Annotated in this window: 14 protein-coding genes; 5 read left to right on the forward strand and 9 right to left on the reverse strand. The window is 65.4% G+C overall.

Annotation, left to right across the window (positions count from 1 at the left end):
* From QA639_RS20425 to QA639_RS20445, 5 genes are all read right to left on the reverse strand, one after another.
* Positions 1-1,524, reverse strand: coding sequence for a sensor histidine kinase (locus QA639_RS20425; protein WP_283087178.1), 1,524 nt, complete (start codon positions 1,522-1,524; stop codon positions 1-3).
* 99 nt (positions 1,525-1,623) lie between these two features.
* Complete coding sequence (gene accC / locus QA639_RS20430) at positions 1,624-2,982, reverse strand: acetyl-CoA carboxylase biotin carboxylase subunit (RefSeq protein ID WP_028332250.1); 1,359 nt, start codon at positions 2,980-2,982, stop codon at positions 1,624-1,626.
* Positions 2,983-3,006: 24 nt separating this feature from the next.
* On the reverse strand, positions 3,007-3,504 hold the full coding sequence (accB, locus tag QA639_RS20435; protein WP_157344940.1) for an acetyl-CoA carboxylase biotin carboxyl carrier protein: 498 nt from the start codon (positions 3,502-3,504) through the stop codon (positions 3,007-3,009).
* Positions 3,505-3,556: 52 nt separating this feature from the next.
* Positions 3,557-4,042: a type II 3-dehydroquinate dehydratase gene (aroQ, locus tag QA639_RS20440; RefSeq protein WP_283087179.1), complete on the reverse strand. Its 486-nt coding sequence runs from the start codon at positions 4,040-4,042 to the stop codon at positions 3,557-3,559.
* Positions 4,043-4,405: 363 nt separating this feature from the next.
* Entirely contained in the window at positions 4,406-5,224 is an 819-nt protein-coding gene (locus QA639_RS20445) for a DUF1236 domain-containing protein (protein WP_028332247.1), read from the reverse strand.
* A 50-nt stretch (positions 5,225-5,274) separates the two neighbouring features.
* Here QA639_RS20445 and QA639_RS20450 point away from each other — a divergent pair, with 50 nt between their 5' ends.
* Entirely contained in the window at positions 5,275-5,592 is a 318-nt protein-coding gene (locus tag QA639_RS20450; protein ID WP_244978595.1) for a hypothetical protein, read from the forward strand.
* Between the two features lie 23 nt (positions 5,593-5,615).
* Here QA639_RS20450 and QA639_RS20455 read toward each other — a convergent pair whose 3' ends face one another.
* Both QA639_RS20455 and QA639_RS20460 read right to left on the reverse strand, forming a co-directional pair.
* Positions 5,616-6,383, reverse strand: a complete 768-nt coding sequence (locus QA639_RS20455) for a DsbA family protein (protein WP_016840097.1) — start codon at positions 6,381-6,383, stop codon at positions 5,616-5,618.
* An 86-nt stretch (positions 6,384-6,469) separates the two neighbouring features.
* Positions 6,470-7,876: a M48 family metalloprotease gene (locus QA639_RS20460; RefSeq protein ID WP_157344944.1), complete on the reverse strand. Its 1,407-nt coding sequence runs from the start codon at positions 7,874-7,876 to the stop codon at positions 6,470-6,472.
* A 227-nt stretch (positions 7,877-8,103) separates the two neighbouring features.
* On the opposite strand from QA639_RS20460, the gene QA639_RS20465 reads away from it, so the two are divergent.
* Together QA639_RS20465 and QA639_RS20470 are read left to right on the forward strand one after the other, a co-directional pair.
* Positions 8,104-9,291, forward strand: coding sequence for a pyridoxal phosphate-dependent aminotransferase (locus QA639_RS20465; RefSeq protein ID WP_157344946.1), 1,188 nt, complete (start codon positions 8,104-8,106; stop codon positions 9,289-9,291).
* 219 nt (positions 9,292-9,510) lie between these two features.
* Positions 9,511-10,845, forward strand: coding sequence for a dicarboxylate/amino acid:cation symporter (locus tag QA639_RS20470; RefSeq protein WP_028332244.1), 1,335 nt, complete (start codon positions 9,511-9,513; stop codon positions 10,843-10,845).
* 70 nt (positions 10,846-10,915) lie between these two features.
* On the opposite strand, the gene QA639_RS20475 is transcribed toward QA639_RS20470, so the two are convergent.
* Together QA639_RS20475 and QA639_RS20480 are read right to left on the reverse strand one after the other, a co-directional pair.
* Complete coding sequence (locus QA639_RS20475) at positions 10,916-12,148, reverse strand: NAD(P)/FAD-dependent oxidoreductase (protein WP_028332243.1); 1,233 nt, start codon at positions 12,146-12,148, stop codon at positions 10,916-10,918.
* A gap of 106 nt (positions 12,149-12,254) precedes the next feature.
* Positions 12,255-14,786 carry an Rne/Rng family ribonuclease gene (locus QA639_RS20480; RefSeq protein WP_428841059.1) on the reverse strand — a complete coding sequence of 844 codons (2,532 nt, stop codon included), beginning with the start codon at positions 14,784-14,786 and terminating at the stop codon, positions 12,255-12,257.
* 27 nt (positions 14,787-14,813) lie between these two features.
* On the opposite strand from QA639_RS20480, the gene QA639_RS20485 reads away from it, so the two are divergent.
* Positions 14,814-15,539 carry a hypothetical protein gene (locus tag QA639_RS20485; protein WP_028332241.1) on the forward strand — a complete coding sequence of 242 codons (726 nt, stop codon included), beginning with the start codon at positions 14,814-14,816 and terminating at the stop codon, positions 15,537-15,539.
* Between the two features lie 615 nt (positions 15,540-16,154).
* Positions 16,155-17,465, forward strand: coding sequence for an N-acetylmuramoyl-L-alanine amidase (locus QA639_RS20490; protein WP_283087180.1), 1,311 nt, complete (start codon positions 16,155-16,157; stop codon positions 17,463-17,465).
* Positions 17,466-17,622: the final 157 nt, after the last annotated feature.

The following is a 17,622-nucleotide window of genomic DNA, read 5'->3' on the forward strand; positions in this document are numbered from 1 at the left end:
TCACTTGTCCCGGTTCTTGCCTGACCAATTGATAGGCAGCGTGATCGTGAAGGTGCTGCCGTTGTGAAGTTCCGATGCTACCGACATGGTGCCGCCCAGTCTGCGCACAAGTGCGCGGACATGGGCAAGCCCGATGCCCTGACCGGGCTTGTCCTGGGTTCCGGCGCGACGGAACAAATCGAAGATGCGCTGGTGGTCCTTCGGATCGATGCCGCGGCCGTTGTCGGTGACCTCGAAGATCGCGAAGCCGAGCTTGGTGCGGCCCTCGATCGAAATCTCGCCGGGAACGCCGTTCCTGAGGTACTTGAGTGCGTTGTCGATCAGATTGGAGAAGATCTGCTCCAGCGCGAGGCGGTCGCTGACGATATTCGGCAACGCGCCGACCTCGACGGTCGCATTGGCCTCGACGGCCTGGTGAGCCACCGTCTTGACGATGCCGTCGATGAGCTCGCGCAGATCGATGCGTTCGGGCTTGAACTCGCGGCGGCCCTCGCGGGTGAGATTGAGGATCGCACTGATCAGGCGATCCATCTTGGCGATCGACGATTTGATGAAGCCGAGCGATTCATTGAAGTCGTCGGATAGCTGCTTGTCGGAGCCTTCGAGCTCGGGCTCGGCCACATCGGTCGCGTCTTCCGGCATCGCCGGCGCCAGCGAGGCGGCGCGATTGAGCGTGGCGATGCGCTTGAAGATGTCGCCGCGCAGTTCCTCGAGCTCGCTGGTGAAGCCCATGATGTTGACCAGCGGAGAGCGCAGATCGTGGCTGACGATATAGGCAAAGCGCTGGATTTCCTCGTTGGCCTCGCGCAGGTCGGAGGTGCGCTCGTCGACGATGGTTTCGAGATTGACGTTGCTGTCGCGCAGCCTGGCCTCGGCCTCGTCGCGCGCCCGCGACGATCGCCGCAGCAGCACGACCGAGAGAGCGGCGAGCGCCAGCACCATGCAGGAGCCGGCGATCGTGACGGAGGAGGCCAGCACCTGGGTCTTGTCCGCCGTCGCTGTGCGCAATGCCAGCAGACGATTCTCCTCGGTGCGGATGTCGCGGGCGATCCGGGCGATCGCCTCCACCGCATCGGTCGATGTGGTCTTGCGCAGGACGTCGATGCTGGTCGCCGTGTCGTTGTTCTTGACACGCTCGATGCTGAGCGCGAACTCGGCCAGCCGTTGCTCGACGGCGGCTTTGAGCTTCGCGGCATTGGCGACCTGCGCCGGATTGTCCACGGTCATCATCTGGAGATGGTTGAGCGCGGCCGGCACTCTCGCTGCCGCGGACTGGTACTCGGACAGGTATTGTGGTGCTGATGTCAGCAGATACGCCCTGGTCGCGCTTTCGGCGCGCCTGACGTCGAGCAGCAGGTTGGCAACCTGGCTCTCGGTCTCGACGGTGTGAATCACCCAGGCGTTGTCCTCGCGCGCCTTGTTGACCAGCAGGACGGACGCCACGCTGACCGCGACCAGCACGAAAAACCCCGCCGATAGCAGGAGGATCTGTAACGTCGACCGGCGTCGTGAAACGACCGTCACGACGATCTCGCTATGGGAGTGGGATTCAACGCGTCCCCGTGGAAAGCCAATAACCCTATAGTACGTTTGAGGAAGGGCTGGGTTCCACGGAGTTCCGAACTATTTTGCGGCGTCGGATGGCTGACCGGCGAGGTACTGCTCCAGCCAGTGAATGTGGTAGTCGCCCTCGATGATGTCGGGCTCGCGCACCAGCGCGCGGAACAGCGGCAGCGTCGTCTCGATCCCGTCGACCACCATCTCGTCCAGCGCCCGGCGCAGCCGCATCAGGCATTCGCCGCGGGTCTTGCCGTGCACGATCAGCTTGCCGACAAGCGAGTCGTAATAGGGCGGGATCACATAGCCCTGATAGACCGCGGAATCGATCCGCACGCCGAGGCCGCCGGGCGGATGGAATTGCGTGATCCGGCCGGGCGAGGGACGGAAGGTCTGCGGGTTCTCCGCATTGATGCGGCACTCGATGGCGTGGCCGATGATCGCGATGTCGTCCTGCTTGGCCGGAAGGTCGCCGCCGGCGGCAATCCGGATCTGCTCCAGCACCAGATCGATATCGGTGATGCTTTCGGTGACGGGATGCTCGACCTGGATGCGCGTGTTCATTTCGATGAAATAGAACTCGCCGTCCTCGTAGAGGAATTCGATGGTGCCGACGCCGAGATATTTCATGTCCCGCATCGCCTTGGCGCAGGTCTCCCCGATCCTGGCGCGCGCCGCCGCCGCGAGCACGGGCGAGGGCCCTTCCTCCCAGACCTTCTGGTGACGGCGCTGCAGCGAGCAGTCGCGCTCGCCGAGATGGATGGCGCCGCCGCGGCCGTCGCCGAGAATCTGGATCTCGATGTGGCGCGGCTTCTGCAGGTATTTCTCCAGGTAGACCGAGGCGTCGCCGAACGCCGACTTGGCCTCGTTGGCCGCGGTCGAGAGCGCCAGCGCAAGGTCAGCCTCGGTATGGGCGACCTTCATGCCGCGGCCGCCGCCGCCGGCGGCCGCCTTCACCAGCACCGGGAAGCCGATCTCCTTGCCGATCGCGAGCGCGTCAGCCTCCGAGGTCACCGCGCCGTCCGAGCCCGGTACCACGGGAATGCCGAGGCGCTTGGCGGTCTTCTTGGCTTCGATCTTGTCGCCCATCAGGCGGATGTGCTCGGCCTTCGGTCCGATGAAGCCCAGATTGTGGTCGGCGAGGATCTCGGCGAAGCGCGCGTTCTCGGACAGGAAGCCGTAGCCGGGATGCACGGCGTCGGCGCCGGTGATCTCGCACGCCGCGAGCAGCGCCGGCACGTTGAGATAGGAATCCTTCGACGGCGGCGGGCCGATGCACACGCTCTCGTCGGCGAGCCGCACATGCATGGCGTCGGCGTCGGCGGTGGAATGCACCGCGACCGTCGAGATGCCGAGCTCCTTGCAGGCGCGCAGCACGCGAAGCGCGATCTCGCCGCGATTGGCTATGAGGATCTTGTCGAACATCGCAGCGCCTGGTGTTGACGGAAGCTATTCAATGATGACGAGCGGCTCGCCGAATTCGACCGGCTGGCCATCCTCGACGAGAATCTGCGTCACGGTGCCCGCGCGCGGCGACGGGATCTGGTTCATCGTCTTCATCGCCTCGATGATCAGAAGCGTCTGGCCAGCGCTGACCTTGGTGCCGATTTCAATGAACGGCTTGGCGCCCGGCTCGGGCGCCCAATAGGCGGTGCCGACCATCGGCGAGGGCACGGCGCCCGGGTGCTTGGCGAGATCGGTCGCAGCCGCGGCCGCCGGGACGGCCAAGGCGGCCGGTGCGGCAACGGCATGCACCGCGGAGGGCACCGAAGCCGCGATGCTAATGTTGCGCGCGACACGGACGCGCAGGCCGGCACGCTCGATCTCGATCTCGGTCAGATTGGTTTCCGCGAGCAGCAGCGCGAGCTCGCGAATGAGGGCGCTGTCGTCGTTCTTGGAGTCGTTCTTGGATTTTGCGGCTGATTTGTCGTCTGGCTGGCGCGCCATGCTCTGTGATCCAAAATCTTTGTCTGGTGACGGGGAACGTCAGGATTGACGATTAAGTCTTTGGCTTGGCGTCGATCTTGGTATCGATCCTGGCACCGATTCTGGTGGCGAGGCCGATGATCGCAAGCCGGTAGCCGTCGATGCCGAAGCCGCAAAGTGACGCGAAGGCGGCTTTAGCAGTGAACGAGTGGTGCCGGAAGCTTTCGCGGGCGTGGATGTTGCTGACGTGAACTTCGACCGCGGGGATCTTGACCGCGACCAGCGCGTCATGCAGCGCGATCGAGGTATGAGAGTAGCCACCGGCGTTGATGATGATGCCGACCGCCTTCTTGGCGTGCGCCTCATGGATGAAGTCGATCAGTTCACCCTCGCGGTTGGACTGCCGGCAGTCGGCGCTCAGCCCGAACTGGCGCGCGGTGTCCGCGCACAGCTTCTCGACGTCGGCGAGGGTGGCATGGCCGTAGGTCTCCGGCTCGCGCGTCCCCAGCAGATTGAGGTTCGGGCCGTTCAGCACATAGATCGATCCGGCAGCAGCCATTCCAGAGTTTCCTGCCAAAGTTTTCCTGCCAAGGGTTCCGGCCAAAGGTTCCGAAGGGGGTCCGACAAGGGGTGGAGTGGGCCGGGTTATAGGTAACAACCGGCCGAAGGGGAAGTCTTTAGGTGAAATCAGAACGTCTTCAACAACTTCCTCCGTCCTGTTAGATGACTGTCCTAACCTCCGGAAAATGCTGATTAACCAAATCTTGCGGAAGTCGCCTTCGTGGGGCGCTCCGGCCCGCCATCCACTGCGTGATGCGGGGGCGGCCGAAAGCAAGACCCCGCCCTGAAGGGGGCGGGGTCGAGATGAAGGCAAGGGCCCGTCTTCGAGGGCCCGTCTTGGCGCCCTCGCACCGAGGCCGGTTTAGCCCTCGATGATGTAGACGATCTCATGGGTCTCAGGCTGCACGATCACGTAGCGGCCCTTGACCAGGATGAACTGATAGCCGCGCCACTGCGGGTAGATCGTCACGACCCGCTCCGGCACCGGGTAGAAGTGGACGTCAGCCGGAACGCGGGTGCCGACCGCCACATTGAAGTTCACGTTGGTGGCTTCGGTCACGTGCTCCGACTTGATCGCGGTCGTGATCTGGGTGCGCTTCTCGGCCGGCGGAGCCGCGGTGGCCGACGTTGCCGCGTTGCCGGTCGTCGTCTGCGTGCGGCTCGTGTCGTTGGTCTGCGCGCGGTTGGGGTCGGCCGGGCTCTTGGTCTGAGCGTTCTGGTTGGTCGTGGCACCGGCACCGCTCTTGTCGCGGCTCTCGGCGTTCATCTTGCCGCTCTTGTCACGCTCCTCGGCTTTCATGTTGCCGCTCTTGTCGCGACCCTCGGCCTTCATGTCCTTCGAGCCTTCCTTGGAGCCCTTGGTCGCCTCGTTCTCCGAGCTCATGCCCTTCGACTTTTGGGTGCTGTCCTGTGCACCCTTGGTGGCCGCGCCGGACTTCTCGGACTCAGCTCCCTTGGTGCTCGACTCACCGGTCGTCGAATGCTCGGAACCCTTCATGCCGCTCTTGTCATGCTGCATGGTGCCCGATGACGCGCCACCGGACGGTGCAGACTGCTGCGTGGTCGCACCACCACCGGCTCCGGTTTCCTTGTTGGCGCCGCCGGCGCCCTGTGCGTTCGCGAAACCGGTGCCGGCGATCAAAGCGGCTGCGGCGACCGAAATCAGAAAGCGGTTAGACATCGTAATTCCTCCTCGTTTTTCAGCATTGCCCGCGCCGACAACGGGAGAGCATGTGCGATGTTCCTGTTGATTTGCGGTTCCTTGCGGTTTGCTCTTTAGGTGAATGCGCGATGAACGCGGGAGATGAATGCGCGGCTGCTTCAACCGCAGGCCCAGTCGAACTCCATGCTCGCAAGATCGAGCTGGCCGTTGCCGCCGCCGAAATTGAAGCCGCCGAAATAGTCTTCGATCTCGAGAGCAGGTCGCGCTGTATTTTCAGCTTCGCGCGACTTGCGTCGTTGGTGACGGCCCTTGCTTGCGGCCCGCGCGGAATCGGTTCGGTGACGGCAATAAAAAAATCCGGCTGCCTGGCAGCCGGATTTTTCTGAATGAGCGCTATCCTTAGCGGCGATCAGCAGGTCGCCTTGCCGCAGCGGGCGATGCCGATCTTTTCCTTGAGGTTGTCGACGCCGACGGCGCCGATCACGACCTGCTTGCCGATCACGTAGCTCGGCGTGCCGTTCATGCCCATGGATTCGGCGAGGCGGAAGTTCTCCTCGATGGTCGCCTTCACTTCGGGGCTCGCCATATCCTTCTCGAGTTTCGCCATGTCGAGACCGACCTCCTTGGCGACCGCCAGCGCGCGTGCCTTGTCGGCGGCGCCGCGGCCGCCGAGCAGCTTCTGATGGAAATCGAGATACTTCTTGCCGGTCGGATCCTGCATGCGCACGGCGACCGCGACCTGCGCGGCCTCGACCGAGCCCTGGCTCAGCACCGGGAATTCCTTCAGCACGACCTTCAGCTTCGGATCCGCCTTCATCAAATCGAGCATGTCGGACATCGCGCGCTTGCAGTAGCCGCAATTGTAATCGAAGAACTCGACGAAGGTGACGTCGCCGTCCTTGTTGCCGAGCATGACGCCGCGCGGCGAATTGAAGATGGTGTCGGCGTTCTTGGCGACGCTCTGCTCATGCTTCTCGGCTTCGGCGGCGGCCTGCCGCTTGCTCAGCTCGTTCATCGCCTCCTCGAGCACCTCCGGGTGCGCGATCAGATAGTTGCGCACGATGGTCTCGATGTCGCCGCGCTGGGTGTCGGTGAAGCTCTGCGCGGAGGCCGGAAGCGGCGCGGCGCAAACGCCGAGCGCGAGCAGGGCAGGGGCAAGAAAACGAAGCGCTGGCATGGCAAAATCCTTGTTCGCGGTGGCCCAAAATACGGCGGGGCCGTGAGCCGGTTTCGGTGATCGTTGTATGGAACTACGGTTTATTTCTAGTTGTTTTTCTGACCCGGCATGGGCTTGGCGCTCACAATGTCGTCAGCTTTGACCCAGCCGGGCGTGCCGATCGCGAAGCGCGTCTTGGCGCGTGACGCAAGGTCGCGGGCGGTCTTGGTGTCGCCGCGGAGATAAGCGGCCTGCGCCGAGGCGAGATCGGCCTGGGCATAGTCGCCCTTGCGGCCATAGGCCATCGCGAGCTGGGTATAGCCGAGCGGCGCCTCGGGTTCGCGCGCCACCGCGGCGCGCAGCATGTTGATCGCCTCGTCGGTGTAGGCCTTGTTGTCGGAGGCGACCAGCGCCTGGCCGAGCAGCATCTCGATCAAGGGCGAATTGCTGGAGAGCTGCACCGCGCGGCGCAGCGGCGCGATGGCTTCGGCCGGCCGGCCGCCTTCGAGCAGCGCCTGGCCGCGCAATTCATGGAAATAGGGATTGTTGGGCTGCACCTGGATCAAGCCGTCGATCTGCGCGATCGCCGAGCGCAGATCGCCGTGCAGATAGGTCGTGATCGCGCGTGCATAGCGCGCCGGCAGGCTGGTGTTGGACAGCGGATAGCGGCGGTAGACCGTGTCCTGCCGCTCCATGAAGCCCGATATCTTGGCGCGCATCATGTCGTGGCGCAGCTGCAGCGCCGGATCGTCCTTCTTGTCCCAATAGGGGCTGGAGCGCGCCAGTTCCTGCAGCGCGGAGACGCGATCGACTGGCATCGGGTGCGACTGCAGATAAGGGTCGGCCCCGCGCGAGGCGAACAAGCTCTCGTCGGTGAAGCGCTTGAACGTCTCGTACATGCCCTTGGCGGACTGTCCGGTCGCGTTCAGGAACTTGACGCCGGCGCGGTCGGCGTTTTCCTCCTGCTGGCGCTGATAGGACAATAGCGTGCGCTGAATGACCGCTTGCGGCGCCGAGATCGCCGCGGCGCCTGCGCTGGAGAGACCGTTGCCGCCACCGCGGCCGCCCGCACCCGCGGCAAGCGCGCCGACGCCGAGTAGCATCGCGATGATCATCTGGGTCTGGGCCTGCGCCAGCTGCTCGCGCATCTTGGCGAGATGGCCGCCGGCGAGGTGGCCGGTCTCGTGCGCCAGCACGCCGATGATCTGGTTCGGCGTTTCCGATTGCAGCAGCGCGCCGTAATTGACGAAGATGCGCCGGCCGTCGGCGACGAAAGCGTTGAACGAGCCGTTGTTGATGATCACGATCTGGATGTTCTGTTTCTCCAGACCGGCGGCGCGCAGGATCGGCCTTGTGTATTCGCGCAGCAACTGCTCGGACTCGGTGTCGCGCAGCACCGGCGGGCCTTTTTGCTGGGCTCGCGCAGGGACGACGGGCCCGATCGCGAGCGTAACCGCAGTCATGAGCGCGGTCGGCTTGAAGGTCCTGGTGCGGAGCGAGAGGCGGAACAGCATGGGCGATCTATCGGCGATGACTGGCCGCGCCGGCACAAGTCCGGGTTTCGGGCCCGACCGGATCAGGCGCGTGGCGCAGTCTGTTGTTTTTGCAGTTCTTCTTCACGCGAACCGGGTATTCACTTGGCCTGAAAGCGTTATAAGGAGCCACCGAATGCGGCCAGTCTGGGGCGGCAGCCGGTAACGGGAACCCGAATTCGGCAGCGGCCGTGCAATAGCAGAAATCCATGCGTGAAGCGACACCGAGAGACCGTGTAAGCAGCCTGTTGACAGCGTCCGGACGGAGCGATGTTCCGCCGTTCATGGTGATGGACGTGATGGCGGCGGCAGCGCGAATCGAGGCCGCCGGCGGCCATGTCATCCATATGGAGGTGGGGCAGCCCGCCGCAGGCGCGCCGAAGCCGGCGATCGCGGCCGCGCAGGCCGCGCTTGCGGACGGGCGGATCGACTACACCTCGGCGCTCGGCATTCCCTCGCTGCGCGCGCGCATCGCCCGGCACTACAGCGACACGTATGGTTGCACGGTCGACGCGGAGCGCATCATCGTCACGACCGGTTCGTCGGGCGGGTTCATCCTGGCGTTTCTTGCGATGTTCGAACCGGGCGACCGGGTCGCCGTGACCGTGCCGGGCTATCCGCCGTACCGGCATATCCTGACCGCGCTGGGCTGCGAGCCGGTGCTGATCGAAACCTCCGGCGACACCCGCCATGCCCTGACCGGCGAGGCGCTGCTCGCCGCCCACCGCAAGGCGCCGCTGAAGGGCGTGCTGGTCGGCAGCCCCGCCAACCCGACCGGCACCATGATGTCGCGCGAGGCGCTGTCGACCCTGATGGCGGCCGCCGACAGCGCCGGCATCCGCTTCATCTCCGACGAGATCTATCACGGGCTCGACTACGCGTTCGCTGCGGTGACGGCCGCAGAGCTGTCGCCGAACGCGCTCGTGATCAACTCGTTCTCGAAGTACTTCTGCATGACCGGCTGGCGTGTCGGCTGGATGGTGGTGCCCGACGTGCTGGTGCGGCCGATCGAGCGGCTGCAGCAGAACCTGTCGATCTCGGTGCCGACCCTGTCGCAAATCGCGGCCGAGGCGGCGTTCGAAGGCCGCGAGGAGATGGAGGCGATCAAGCGCGGCTATCAGGAGAACCGCCGCATCCTGATCGAAGGCCTGCCGAAGGCTGGCCTGACCAAATTCCTCCCCGCAGACGGCGCGTTCTACCTGTATGCCGACGTCTCCGACTTCACCGCCGACAGCTTCGCCTTCGCCAGCGAGATGCTCGAGAAGGCGCATGTCGCGGCGACCCCCGGCGTCGATTTCGATCCGATCCACGGCCGCGCCTTCATCCGTTTTTCATATGCACGCTCGGCCCCGGAGATGCAGGAAGCAGTTGCACGGATCGCGCATTGGCTTAAATAGCCCGCGAACTCCAGGAGCCTTCAAACTCCAAGAGCCACCAAGAGCCTTCCGGCGTTCGCTTTGCCTTTCGGATCGGTTTCGCAGCGCAGTGCCGTGGTTTCGCCGGCACTGTGGCGGACCAATCATCGCGGATAAGCGGCAGGGCCCACACAGTTCCATTTGACTTGAACCGCCAAGTTGATCTTGGCTGTTTCCGCCATTTCTGAGGGGGAGTGACACATGGCAACGGCAACCGTTGTCACGGCTGCGCCGGCGAGCGCCGGCAGCAAGCCGTGGTATAAAGTTCTCTATGTCCAGGTCCTGATCGCGATCGTGCTCGGCGCATTGGTCGGCTGGTTGTGGCCGGGCCTTGCCACCAACGAGTGGATCAAGGCGCTCGGCGACGGCTTCATCAAGCTGATCAAGATGGTGATCGCGCCGATCATCTTCTGCACCGTGGTGTCGGGCATCGCCCATATACAAGATGCCAAGAAGGTCGGCCGCATCGGCGTCAAGGCGCTGGTGTATTTCGAGGTCGTCTCGACCTTCGCGCTGGTGATCGGATTGCTGGTCGGCAATCTGATCAAGCCTGGCGCCGGCTTCGGCAATGCGGCGGCGAACGCGCAGGCGGTCGCCGGCTATGCCAAGCAGGCGGAGGCGCAGAAGAGCGTCGACTTCGTGCTGCACATCATTCCGGACACCGTGGTCGGCGCATTCGCGCAGGGCGAGATCCTGCAGGTGCTGCTGTTCTCGGTGCTGTTCGGCTTCGCGATCATGGGCCTCGGCGATCGCGGCCACACCATCCGCTCGTTCATCGACGACGCCGCGCACGCCGTGTTCGGCGTCATCTCGATCGTGATGCGGGCGGCGCCGATCGGCGCGTTCGGCGCGATGGCCTTCACCATCGGCAAGTTCGGCACCGGCGCGATCCTCAACCTGATGGGGCTGATCGCGACGTTCTATCTGACCGCCGCGCTGTTCGTGTTCGTGGTGCTCGGCATCATCGCGCGGATCGCCGGGTTCTCGATCTTCAAGTTCCTGGCCTATATCAAGGACGAACTCCTGATCGTGCTCGGTACCTCGTCTTCGGAGAGCGCGCTGCCGTCATTGATGGAGAAGCTCGAGCGTCTCGGCTGCTCGAAATCGGTGGTCGGCCTCGTGGTGCCCACGGGTTACTCGTTCAACCTCGACGGCACCAACATCTACATGACGCTGGCGACCTTGTTCATCGCGCAGGCGCTGGGCTTCGATCTCACCTTCAGCCAGCAGCTCACGATCCTGATCGTGGCGATGCTGACCTCGAAGGGCGCCTCCGGCATCACCGGCGCCGGCTTCATCACGCTGGCGGCGACGCTTGCGGTGGTCGATCCGCGGCTGGTGCCGGGCATGGCGATCGTGCTCGGCATCGACAAGTTCATGAGCGAGTGCCGCGCGCTGACCAATCTGTGCGGCAACGGCGTCGCCTGCGTGATCGTCGCCTGGTGGGAGGGCGAGCTCGACCGCGACAAGCTCAACGCCAATCTCGCCAAGCAGGTCGACCCGACCGACATGGAGACCGCGTTGACGACGGACTAAAGATCCTTGTTTTGACGCGTTTTCTTCACGCGAACCGGAGTCCACTTCGCTCGAAAACGCTTTGTCGACGTCAGAACCGGTCCAGTCGATACGGCGAGGTGTCCACCGCGGATGCCTCGCCGTTCATCGTTTCGGCCAGCACGCGCGCGGTCGCCGGGCCGAGCGTGAAGCCCTGATGGCCGTGACCGAAATTCACCCATAGCCCACGATGGCGCGGCACGGGCCCGAGCACCGGCAGCATGTCGGTCGTGCAGGGGCGGGTGCCGAACCAAGGCTCGGGCTCGACGCGGCTGCCGATCTCGATCAGCTCGCGCGCGGCCGCTTCGGCGTAGCCGAGCTGGATCGGCGTCGCCGGTGCGTCGGGACTGGTCAGCTCCGCGCCGGTGGTGATGCGGATGCCCTTGGCCATCGGCGCCATCGCATATCCATTTGCGGTGTCGACCAGCGGCAAGTCGAGCGAGCGGCCGCCCTGGTAGTGCATGTGGTAGCCGCGCTTGCGCACCAGCGGGATCCGGTAGCCGAACTTGCGCAGCAATTGCGGTGACCACGGCCCGAGCGTGACCACGACGTGGGCGGCATCGATCCGGCCGCCACTGGTGTCGACCGACCAGCCGGACGTCGTCTGCGTCAGCGTCTGGGCATCGCCGCGCAGCAACGTGCCGCCGAGACGCTCGAACAGTCCGGCATAGGCGGAAACAAGCCCGCCGGGGTCCGACACGGTCCAGGGCCCAAGCCAGTGAATGGCGCCGGGCAGGTCGTCACGCAGCAACGGCTCCGCGTTGGCGAGCTCGCGGCCGTCAAGCACGCGAAACGTCACGCCGAAGTCGCGCTGGTTCTCCTCGGCGATTGCAATGGCCTGTTCGAGCGCGGCCGGGTCGCGATGCAGCAGGCGATAGCCGGCGCGGCGGATCAGATTATCGGCATGGGCATCGCGGATCAGCGTGTCGTGCTCCGCGGTGGCGTAGGCGATCAGGCGCGCCCATGCGATGGTGGCTTCACGGTGCCGCTCGGGCGTCGAGTTCCACCAATAGCGCAGCAGCGGGCCGGCGTGCTGCGGCAGCGACGCCAGACGGTAGCGCACGTCGTTGGTGCGCCCCATCGCGATCCGGGCGAGGATGGCGGGATCGCGCGGCATCGGGTAGGGCCGCACCGCCTCGCTCTGGATGATGCCGGCATTGCCGTAGCTGGTTTCGCGGCCCGGTTCCTTGCGGTCGACGAGCGTCACCGACCAGCCGCGACGCTGCAGGTGCAGAGCCGTGCTGACGCCCACCATGCCGCCGCCAAGAACGATCGCGCTTTGCATTGGGATCCGTCTCCGTCAGGCTCCGTTACGCCGGCGTCTGACGAACGGATTGCCTGTTCAATAAAAACGCCCGGCGTGAGCCGGGCGTTCTGACTTGCAGGTGGTGCTAATTGCCGCCGCCGAAGCGGCGCGACCACCAGCCCTTGCGGGCCGGAGCCTCGGCCGCAGCGGCCGGTGCCGGTTCTGGAGCAGCCGCGGCCGGCTCAGGGGCAGCTTCCTCCGCCGGGCTTTGAACCAGCGCCGCTGATGCCTCGGGCTGTGGGCTCGATGCGAAGTTGACCTTTTCGCGCACCGTCGAACGGCGGCGCTGCGCGCGGTCACCTTCGGCAGTGTCCTCGGCGGCAGACGCCGCGGCGGTTTCGGGCTCGGGTGCCGCGACCGGCTCAACAGGTGCGACCTCGGTCGGCTGCCACTCCGGCGGCTCGGCGACCAGTTCGGGCTGCGCCAGCGAGGGAGCCGGCTCCGCATCATGGCTATCGAAATCGGCGACTGCGTCGGAGGCCTCCGACGTCGCCGCCGGGGTCAACTCATCGGAGATCGATCCGGCGAGGCCGTCATCCGGTCCGCCACTGCCGCGCCGGCGGCGGCCGCCACGGCGCCCGCGGCGCCGCGGACGGCGATCGCCATTGCCGGCCTGGTCGTCGCGGGCAGCGGTCTGCTGTTCGTCGCCTTCGTCCTCATCACCTTCGGCATCGGCGGCGGCAACCGCCTCGGTACCTTCTGGCAGGACATGCATGAGATCGCCGTCCTCGCGCGGCTGCTGGGCGCCTTCACGCGCCTCGCTGCCGCCACCGCGGCCGCGGCGCCGGCGGCGACGCTTGCGGCGCTGACCGTCGCCTTCGCCCTCGGCAGAGCCCGATTCATCACCGGCCGCCCGCTCGTCGGCGAGACCCTCGGTCTCGTCGGTCTCGATCTCGGCCTCGTATTCGAACAGTTCTTCCTCGTCATCGGCCTCTTCGGCCTGGGCCGGAGCCGCAGCAGTCTGCGCAGCAAGCAGCGCCTTGGCGGCTTCGAGCGTATGCACCTGCTCGCCGCGGTCGATGATGTAGGACTGCTGGCCGTGCACTGTGGCGTCCGCGACGATCGACAGCGAAACCCGGAAGGAGTCTTCGAGGTCGCGCAGATGGCCGCGCTTGTGATTGAGCACGTAGAGCGCGACGTCGGTACGGGTGCGGACCACCAGATTGTGGGTCGCGCCCTTCATCAGGATTTCCTCGATGCCGCGCAGGAGCTGCAGCGCCACCGACGAGACCGAACGGACGTGACCGCTTCCGCCGCATTGCGGGCAGGGCTCCGTCGAGCTTTCGAGCACGCTGGCGCGGATGCGCTGGCGCGACATTTCCAAGAGGCCGAAATGCGAGATGCGGCCGACCTGGATCCGCGCGCGGTCCTGGCGCAGGCAGTCGGACAGCTTGCGCTCGACCGCGCGGTTGTTGCGCTTCTCGTCCATGTCGATGAAGTCGATGACGATCAGGCCGGCGAGGTCACGCAGGCGCAATTGGCGCGCGACTTCTTCCGCCGCTTCCAGATTGGTCTTAAGCGCGGTGTCCTCGATATGGTGCTCGCGCGTGGCGCGGCCGGAGTTGACGTCGATCGAGACCAGCGCCTCGGTCTGGTTGATCACGATGTAGCCGCCGGAGCGCAATTGCACGGTCGGCGAGAACATCGCGTCGAGTTGGCTTTCGACGCCCATGCGCGAGAACAGCGGCTGGCCGTCGCGATATTGCTTCACCGCGCGCACATTGGCCGGCATCAGCATCTTCATGAAGTCGCGCGCTTCGCGGTAGCCGGCTTCGCCCGCCACCTGGATCTCGTCGATCTCCTTGTTGTAGAGGTCGCGCAGCGAGCGCTTGATCAGCGAGCCTTCCTCGTAAACCAGCGTCGGCGCCTGCGACTTCAGCGTCAGGTCGCGCACCGTTTCCCACATCCGGATCAGATATTCGAAGTCGCGCTTGATCTCCGGCTTGCTGCGGGAGGCGCCGGCGGTGCGCAGGATGATCCCCATGCCCTCGGGCACGTCGAGATCCTGCACCACTTCCTTCAGCCGCGAACGGTCCTGGGCGGAGGTGATCTTGCGGCTGATGCCGCCGCCGCGCGCGGTGTTGGGCATCAGCACGGCGTAGCGGCCGGCGAGCGACAGATAGGTGGTCAGCGCGGCGCCCTTGTTGCCGCGCTCTTCCTTGACGACCTGCACCAGCATCACCTGCCGGCGCTTGATCACTTCCTGGATCTTGTACTGGCGGCGCGGACGGAACGGGCGCTCCGGAACCTCCTCGAGCACGTCGTCGCCGCCAACTGACTCGACGACGTCCTCTTCCTCGCCTTCCTCGCCGTCATCCTCTTCGTCGTCTTCGCCGGCCTCGTCGCCCGGCCCGGTCTCGGGCGCGACCACCTCGGCGAGCGCGCCATATTCGGCGACCGCGTGCTCATCGGCGGCGGCGTGAACCTCGTCGGAAGCCACGTGCGGCGCGTCGTCGGCATGCGCGGCGTTTTCCTCGATCTGCTCCTCATGGGCGCGCTCGGGCTCATGATTGACCTCGACCGTGTCGATGGTCTCGGGCGCGGCCGACGCGGCGGAGGCTTCGACCACAGCAACGACGGGGTCGGACGGGGCGTCGGCAACCGCCGCCTCGCTCACCTCGGGGGCGCGGTCGTGATCATGTGCATGATCGTGGTCGTGATGGTCGTCGTGACCATGATCGTGGTGGCCATGATCGTCGTGGTCATGATCATGCTGATGCTCATGGTCCTCGTGATGCGCATGATCATGCGCCTCATGTTCGTGGCCTTCCTGGGCGACCACGCCGTGATCGTGGTGCCCGGCATCATGTTCATGATGCTCGGCATCGACGGGATGTTCGTGGGCCTCGATGGTAGGCAGCGCCTGCGTGTCGTTCGCGCCCTCGATCACCTCGCTCTGGACGCGCTCGCCATGGCCGCGGCGACGGGCGTTGCGATGGCGCGACCGGCGGCGATGGCCGCGGTTCTCGTGCTCTTCCTCGGCCTCGCGATGGGCGCGCTCGTCGGCTTCAATCAGCGCCTGACGGTCGGCGACCGGGATCTGGTAATAGTCGGGATGGATTTCGCTGAAGGCCAGGAAGCCGTGCCGGTTGCCGCCATACTCGATGAAGGCGGCCTGCAGCGACGGCTCTACGCGCGTAACCTTGGCGAGATAAATGTTGCCGCGCAGCTGCTTGCGCTGGGCGGTCTCGAAATCAAACTCTTCGACGCGATTGCCACGGACCACGACGACCCGGGTCTCTTCCGGGTGGGTGGCATCGATCAACATCTTGTTGGGCATTTTGGAGCTCTTGACGGCGGCGGGCGCGGATCATGGCGCGCGCAAACTGCGCCGCCCGGTGACGCGACGGTCCACCTGATTCGGGGGTGAGGGGAAGGCCGAAACGCATCTCGCGGCGCAGCGCCGGACGGGAACTCACCGGGATGATGCGACGGGCGAAGTTTTCACCTCGCGTCAGCGCGATCATTCGGGGGATCCTGGTCGGCAATACAGTCTGGCGCATTAAGCGTCGGCCCGTCTAAACATGTTGGCGGCGAAAAATACCGCCGTATCTTTTGCTGAAAGCCCCGCCTGGCGCCGAAGCGCCCGCCGGCCATCGCATATCGAGGCCCCAAGGGACCGGATAATCGGTTATGCCGTGTCTCAAACCGTCCCTCTGGCGAGGGAGTGTGCCTGGGACCGGACGCCGCTCGGGCTTGAATCCGCCACTCCGTGTCAGCCGCGCGCGGCGCTGGCTGGGGAGGGACCGGAAAAACACGGCGGGATCTTCGATCAGGAAGGTTCCACCGCTGCACCGGGAGGCTGAACGCGACACAACCGGGAGTACTAGCCGTCAGCACCTCGTACATACGTGGATTGACCGCCGCGTGCAAGGGAAGCGTCACGCCGCCGCAACACTCGGTTCTTTTCGCCGGAGCGTCATTAGGGAGCGATTAACCGTGTGGTTCTAATGCGGTAAGAAGCAGCTGGGAGGCTACGAATCGGGTGGCGAACCGCGCAAAACACCTTGTTTTTCTGGGATGCGGGCTGTTGTGCGCCGCAACATGGGTGTTTGCCATTGCCGGCGCCCCGAGCGCCGCCGAGGGACCGCAGAACGGCCAGCCTGCGCCGGCCGCGAGCGCCCCGAATTTCCCTGTCGCATCCGGCGCCAGGCTCGCCGGCGACGCCAAGCAGACCCGATTCATCCTCGACCTCGACCGCAAGATCGAATTTCGCGCCTTCCCGCTGGCCGACCCCTACCGCGTCGTGGTCGATATCCCGCAGGTCGATTTTCAGCTCGCGGCCGGCACCGGCTCGGCGGGGCGGGGCCTGGTGAAGGCGTTCCGCTATGGTCTCGTGATGCCCGGCGGCTCGCGGATCGTGTTCGACCTGACCGGACCGGTGAAGATCGCCAATTCCTACGTGCTCGATGCCGCCAACGGCCAGCCGCCGCGGCTGGTGCTGGACTTCGAGGAGGTCGACCGCACCAGCTTCGTGCAGTCGCTGGCGCCCGCGAGCCGGCCCGAATCGAAACCGGCGATTTCCGAATCCACCACGGCGACCATTCCGGCCGTTACGTCTGCGGCGCTGCCGCCGGTTGCGGTCACTGACGCGCGCCCGCTGATCGTGATCGATCCGGGTCACGGCGGCATCGACAACGGCACGCAATCCGGCGACCAGACCGAGAAGAACCTGGTGCTGGGCTTTGGCCTTGCCCTGCGCGACCGGATCGAGAAGTCGGGCAAGTATCGGGTGGTCATGACGCGGTCCGACGACACTTTCATCCCGCTCAACGATCGGGTGAAGATTGCGCGCTCCCAGTCCGCGGCACTGTTCGTCTCGATCCATGCCGACGCCCTGCCGCGCCGCGAGGGCGATGCCCAGGGCGCCACGATCTACACGGTGTCGGACAAGGCCTCCGACGCCGAGGCGGAACGGCTGGCGGAGGCGGAAAACAAGGCCGACGCCATCGCCGGCGTGAACCTGACCGACGAGCCGACCGAGGTCGCCGACATTCTGATCGACCTCGCGCAGCGTGAAACCAAGACGTTCTCCAATCGCTTCGCGCGTCTTCTGATGGACGAGATGAAGACCACCGTGCGGATGCACAAGCATCCGCTCAAATCGGCCGGCTTCCGGGTGCTGAAGGCGCCCGACGTGCCGTCCGTGCTGGTCGAGATCGGCTACGTCTCCAACAAGGGGGACCTCGAGCACCTGGTCTCCGAGAGCTGGCGGAACAAGGCGGTCGGCTCGATGGTGCAGGCGATCGACACGTTCTTCGCCAAACGGCTGGCAACTGCCGGGTCGGCAAAGTGAAATCGGCTCGCTGAAAAGCCGGGGCCGTTGCGCCGAAGCCCTAGTTTGGCCACAGCCGCGACGGTATAGACAATGGACCGCAGGTCCGCAGAATCGACCATATTGTCCGGCGGCTCTTGTATACTCGCGTGCGCAAGGTGGCTCGCTGGGCCCAAGC

Origin of the sequence: Bradyrhizobium pachyrhizi (assembly GCF_029714545.1) — a bacterium.
Lineage (GTDB): Bacteria > Pseudomonadota > Alphaproteobacteria > Rhizobiales > Xanthobacteraceae > Bradyrhizobium > Bradyrhizobium pachyrhizi.

Coding starts and splice junctions, on each gene's coding strand:
- QA639_RS20450 (WP_244978595.1), top strand. CDS start 5,275: ATGTGCGATGTTCCTGTTGATTTGCGGTTCCTTGCGGTTTGCTCTTTA.
- QA639_RS20465 (WP_157344946.1), top strand. CDS start 8,104: ATGCGTGAAGCGACACCGAGAGACCGTGTAAGCAGCCTGTTGACAGCG.
- QA639_RS20470 (WP_028332244.1), top strand. CDS start 9,511: ATGGCAACGGCAACCGTTGTCACGGCTGCGCCGGCGAGCGCCGGCAGC.
- QA639_RS20460 (WP_157344944.1), bottom strand. CDS start 7,876: ATGCTGTTCCGCCTCTCGCTCCGCACCAGGACCTTCAAGCCGACCGCG.
- QA639_RS20475 (WP_028332243.1), bottom strand. CDS start 12,148: ATGCAAAGCGCGATCGTTCTTGGCGGCGGCATGGTGGGCGTCAGCACG.
- QA639_RS20445 (WP_028332247.1), bottom strand. CDS start 5,224: ATGTCTAACCGCTTTCTGATTTCGGTCGCCGCAGCCGCTTTGATCGCC.
- accC (WP_028332250.1), bottom strand. CDS start 2,982: ATGTTCGACAAGATCCTCATAGCCAATCGCGGCGAGATCGCGCTTCGC.
- QA639_RS20485 (WP_028332241.1), top strand. CDS start 14,814: ATGATCGTGGTCGTGATGGTCGTCGTGACCATGATCGTGGTGGCCATG.
- aroQ (WP_283087179.1), bottom strand. CDS start 4,042: ATGGCTGCTGCCGGATCGATCTATGTGCTGAACGGCCCGAACCTCAAT.
- QA639_RS20455 (WP_016840097.1), bottom strand. CDS start 6,383: ATGCCAGCGCTTCGTTTTCTTGCCCCTGCCCTGCTCGCGCTCGGCGTT.
- accB (WP_157344940.1), bottom strand. CDS start 3,504: ATGGCGCGCCAGCCAGACGACAAATCAGCCGCAAAATCCAAGAACGAC.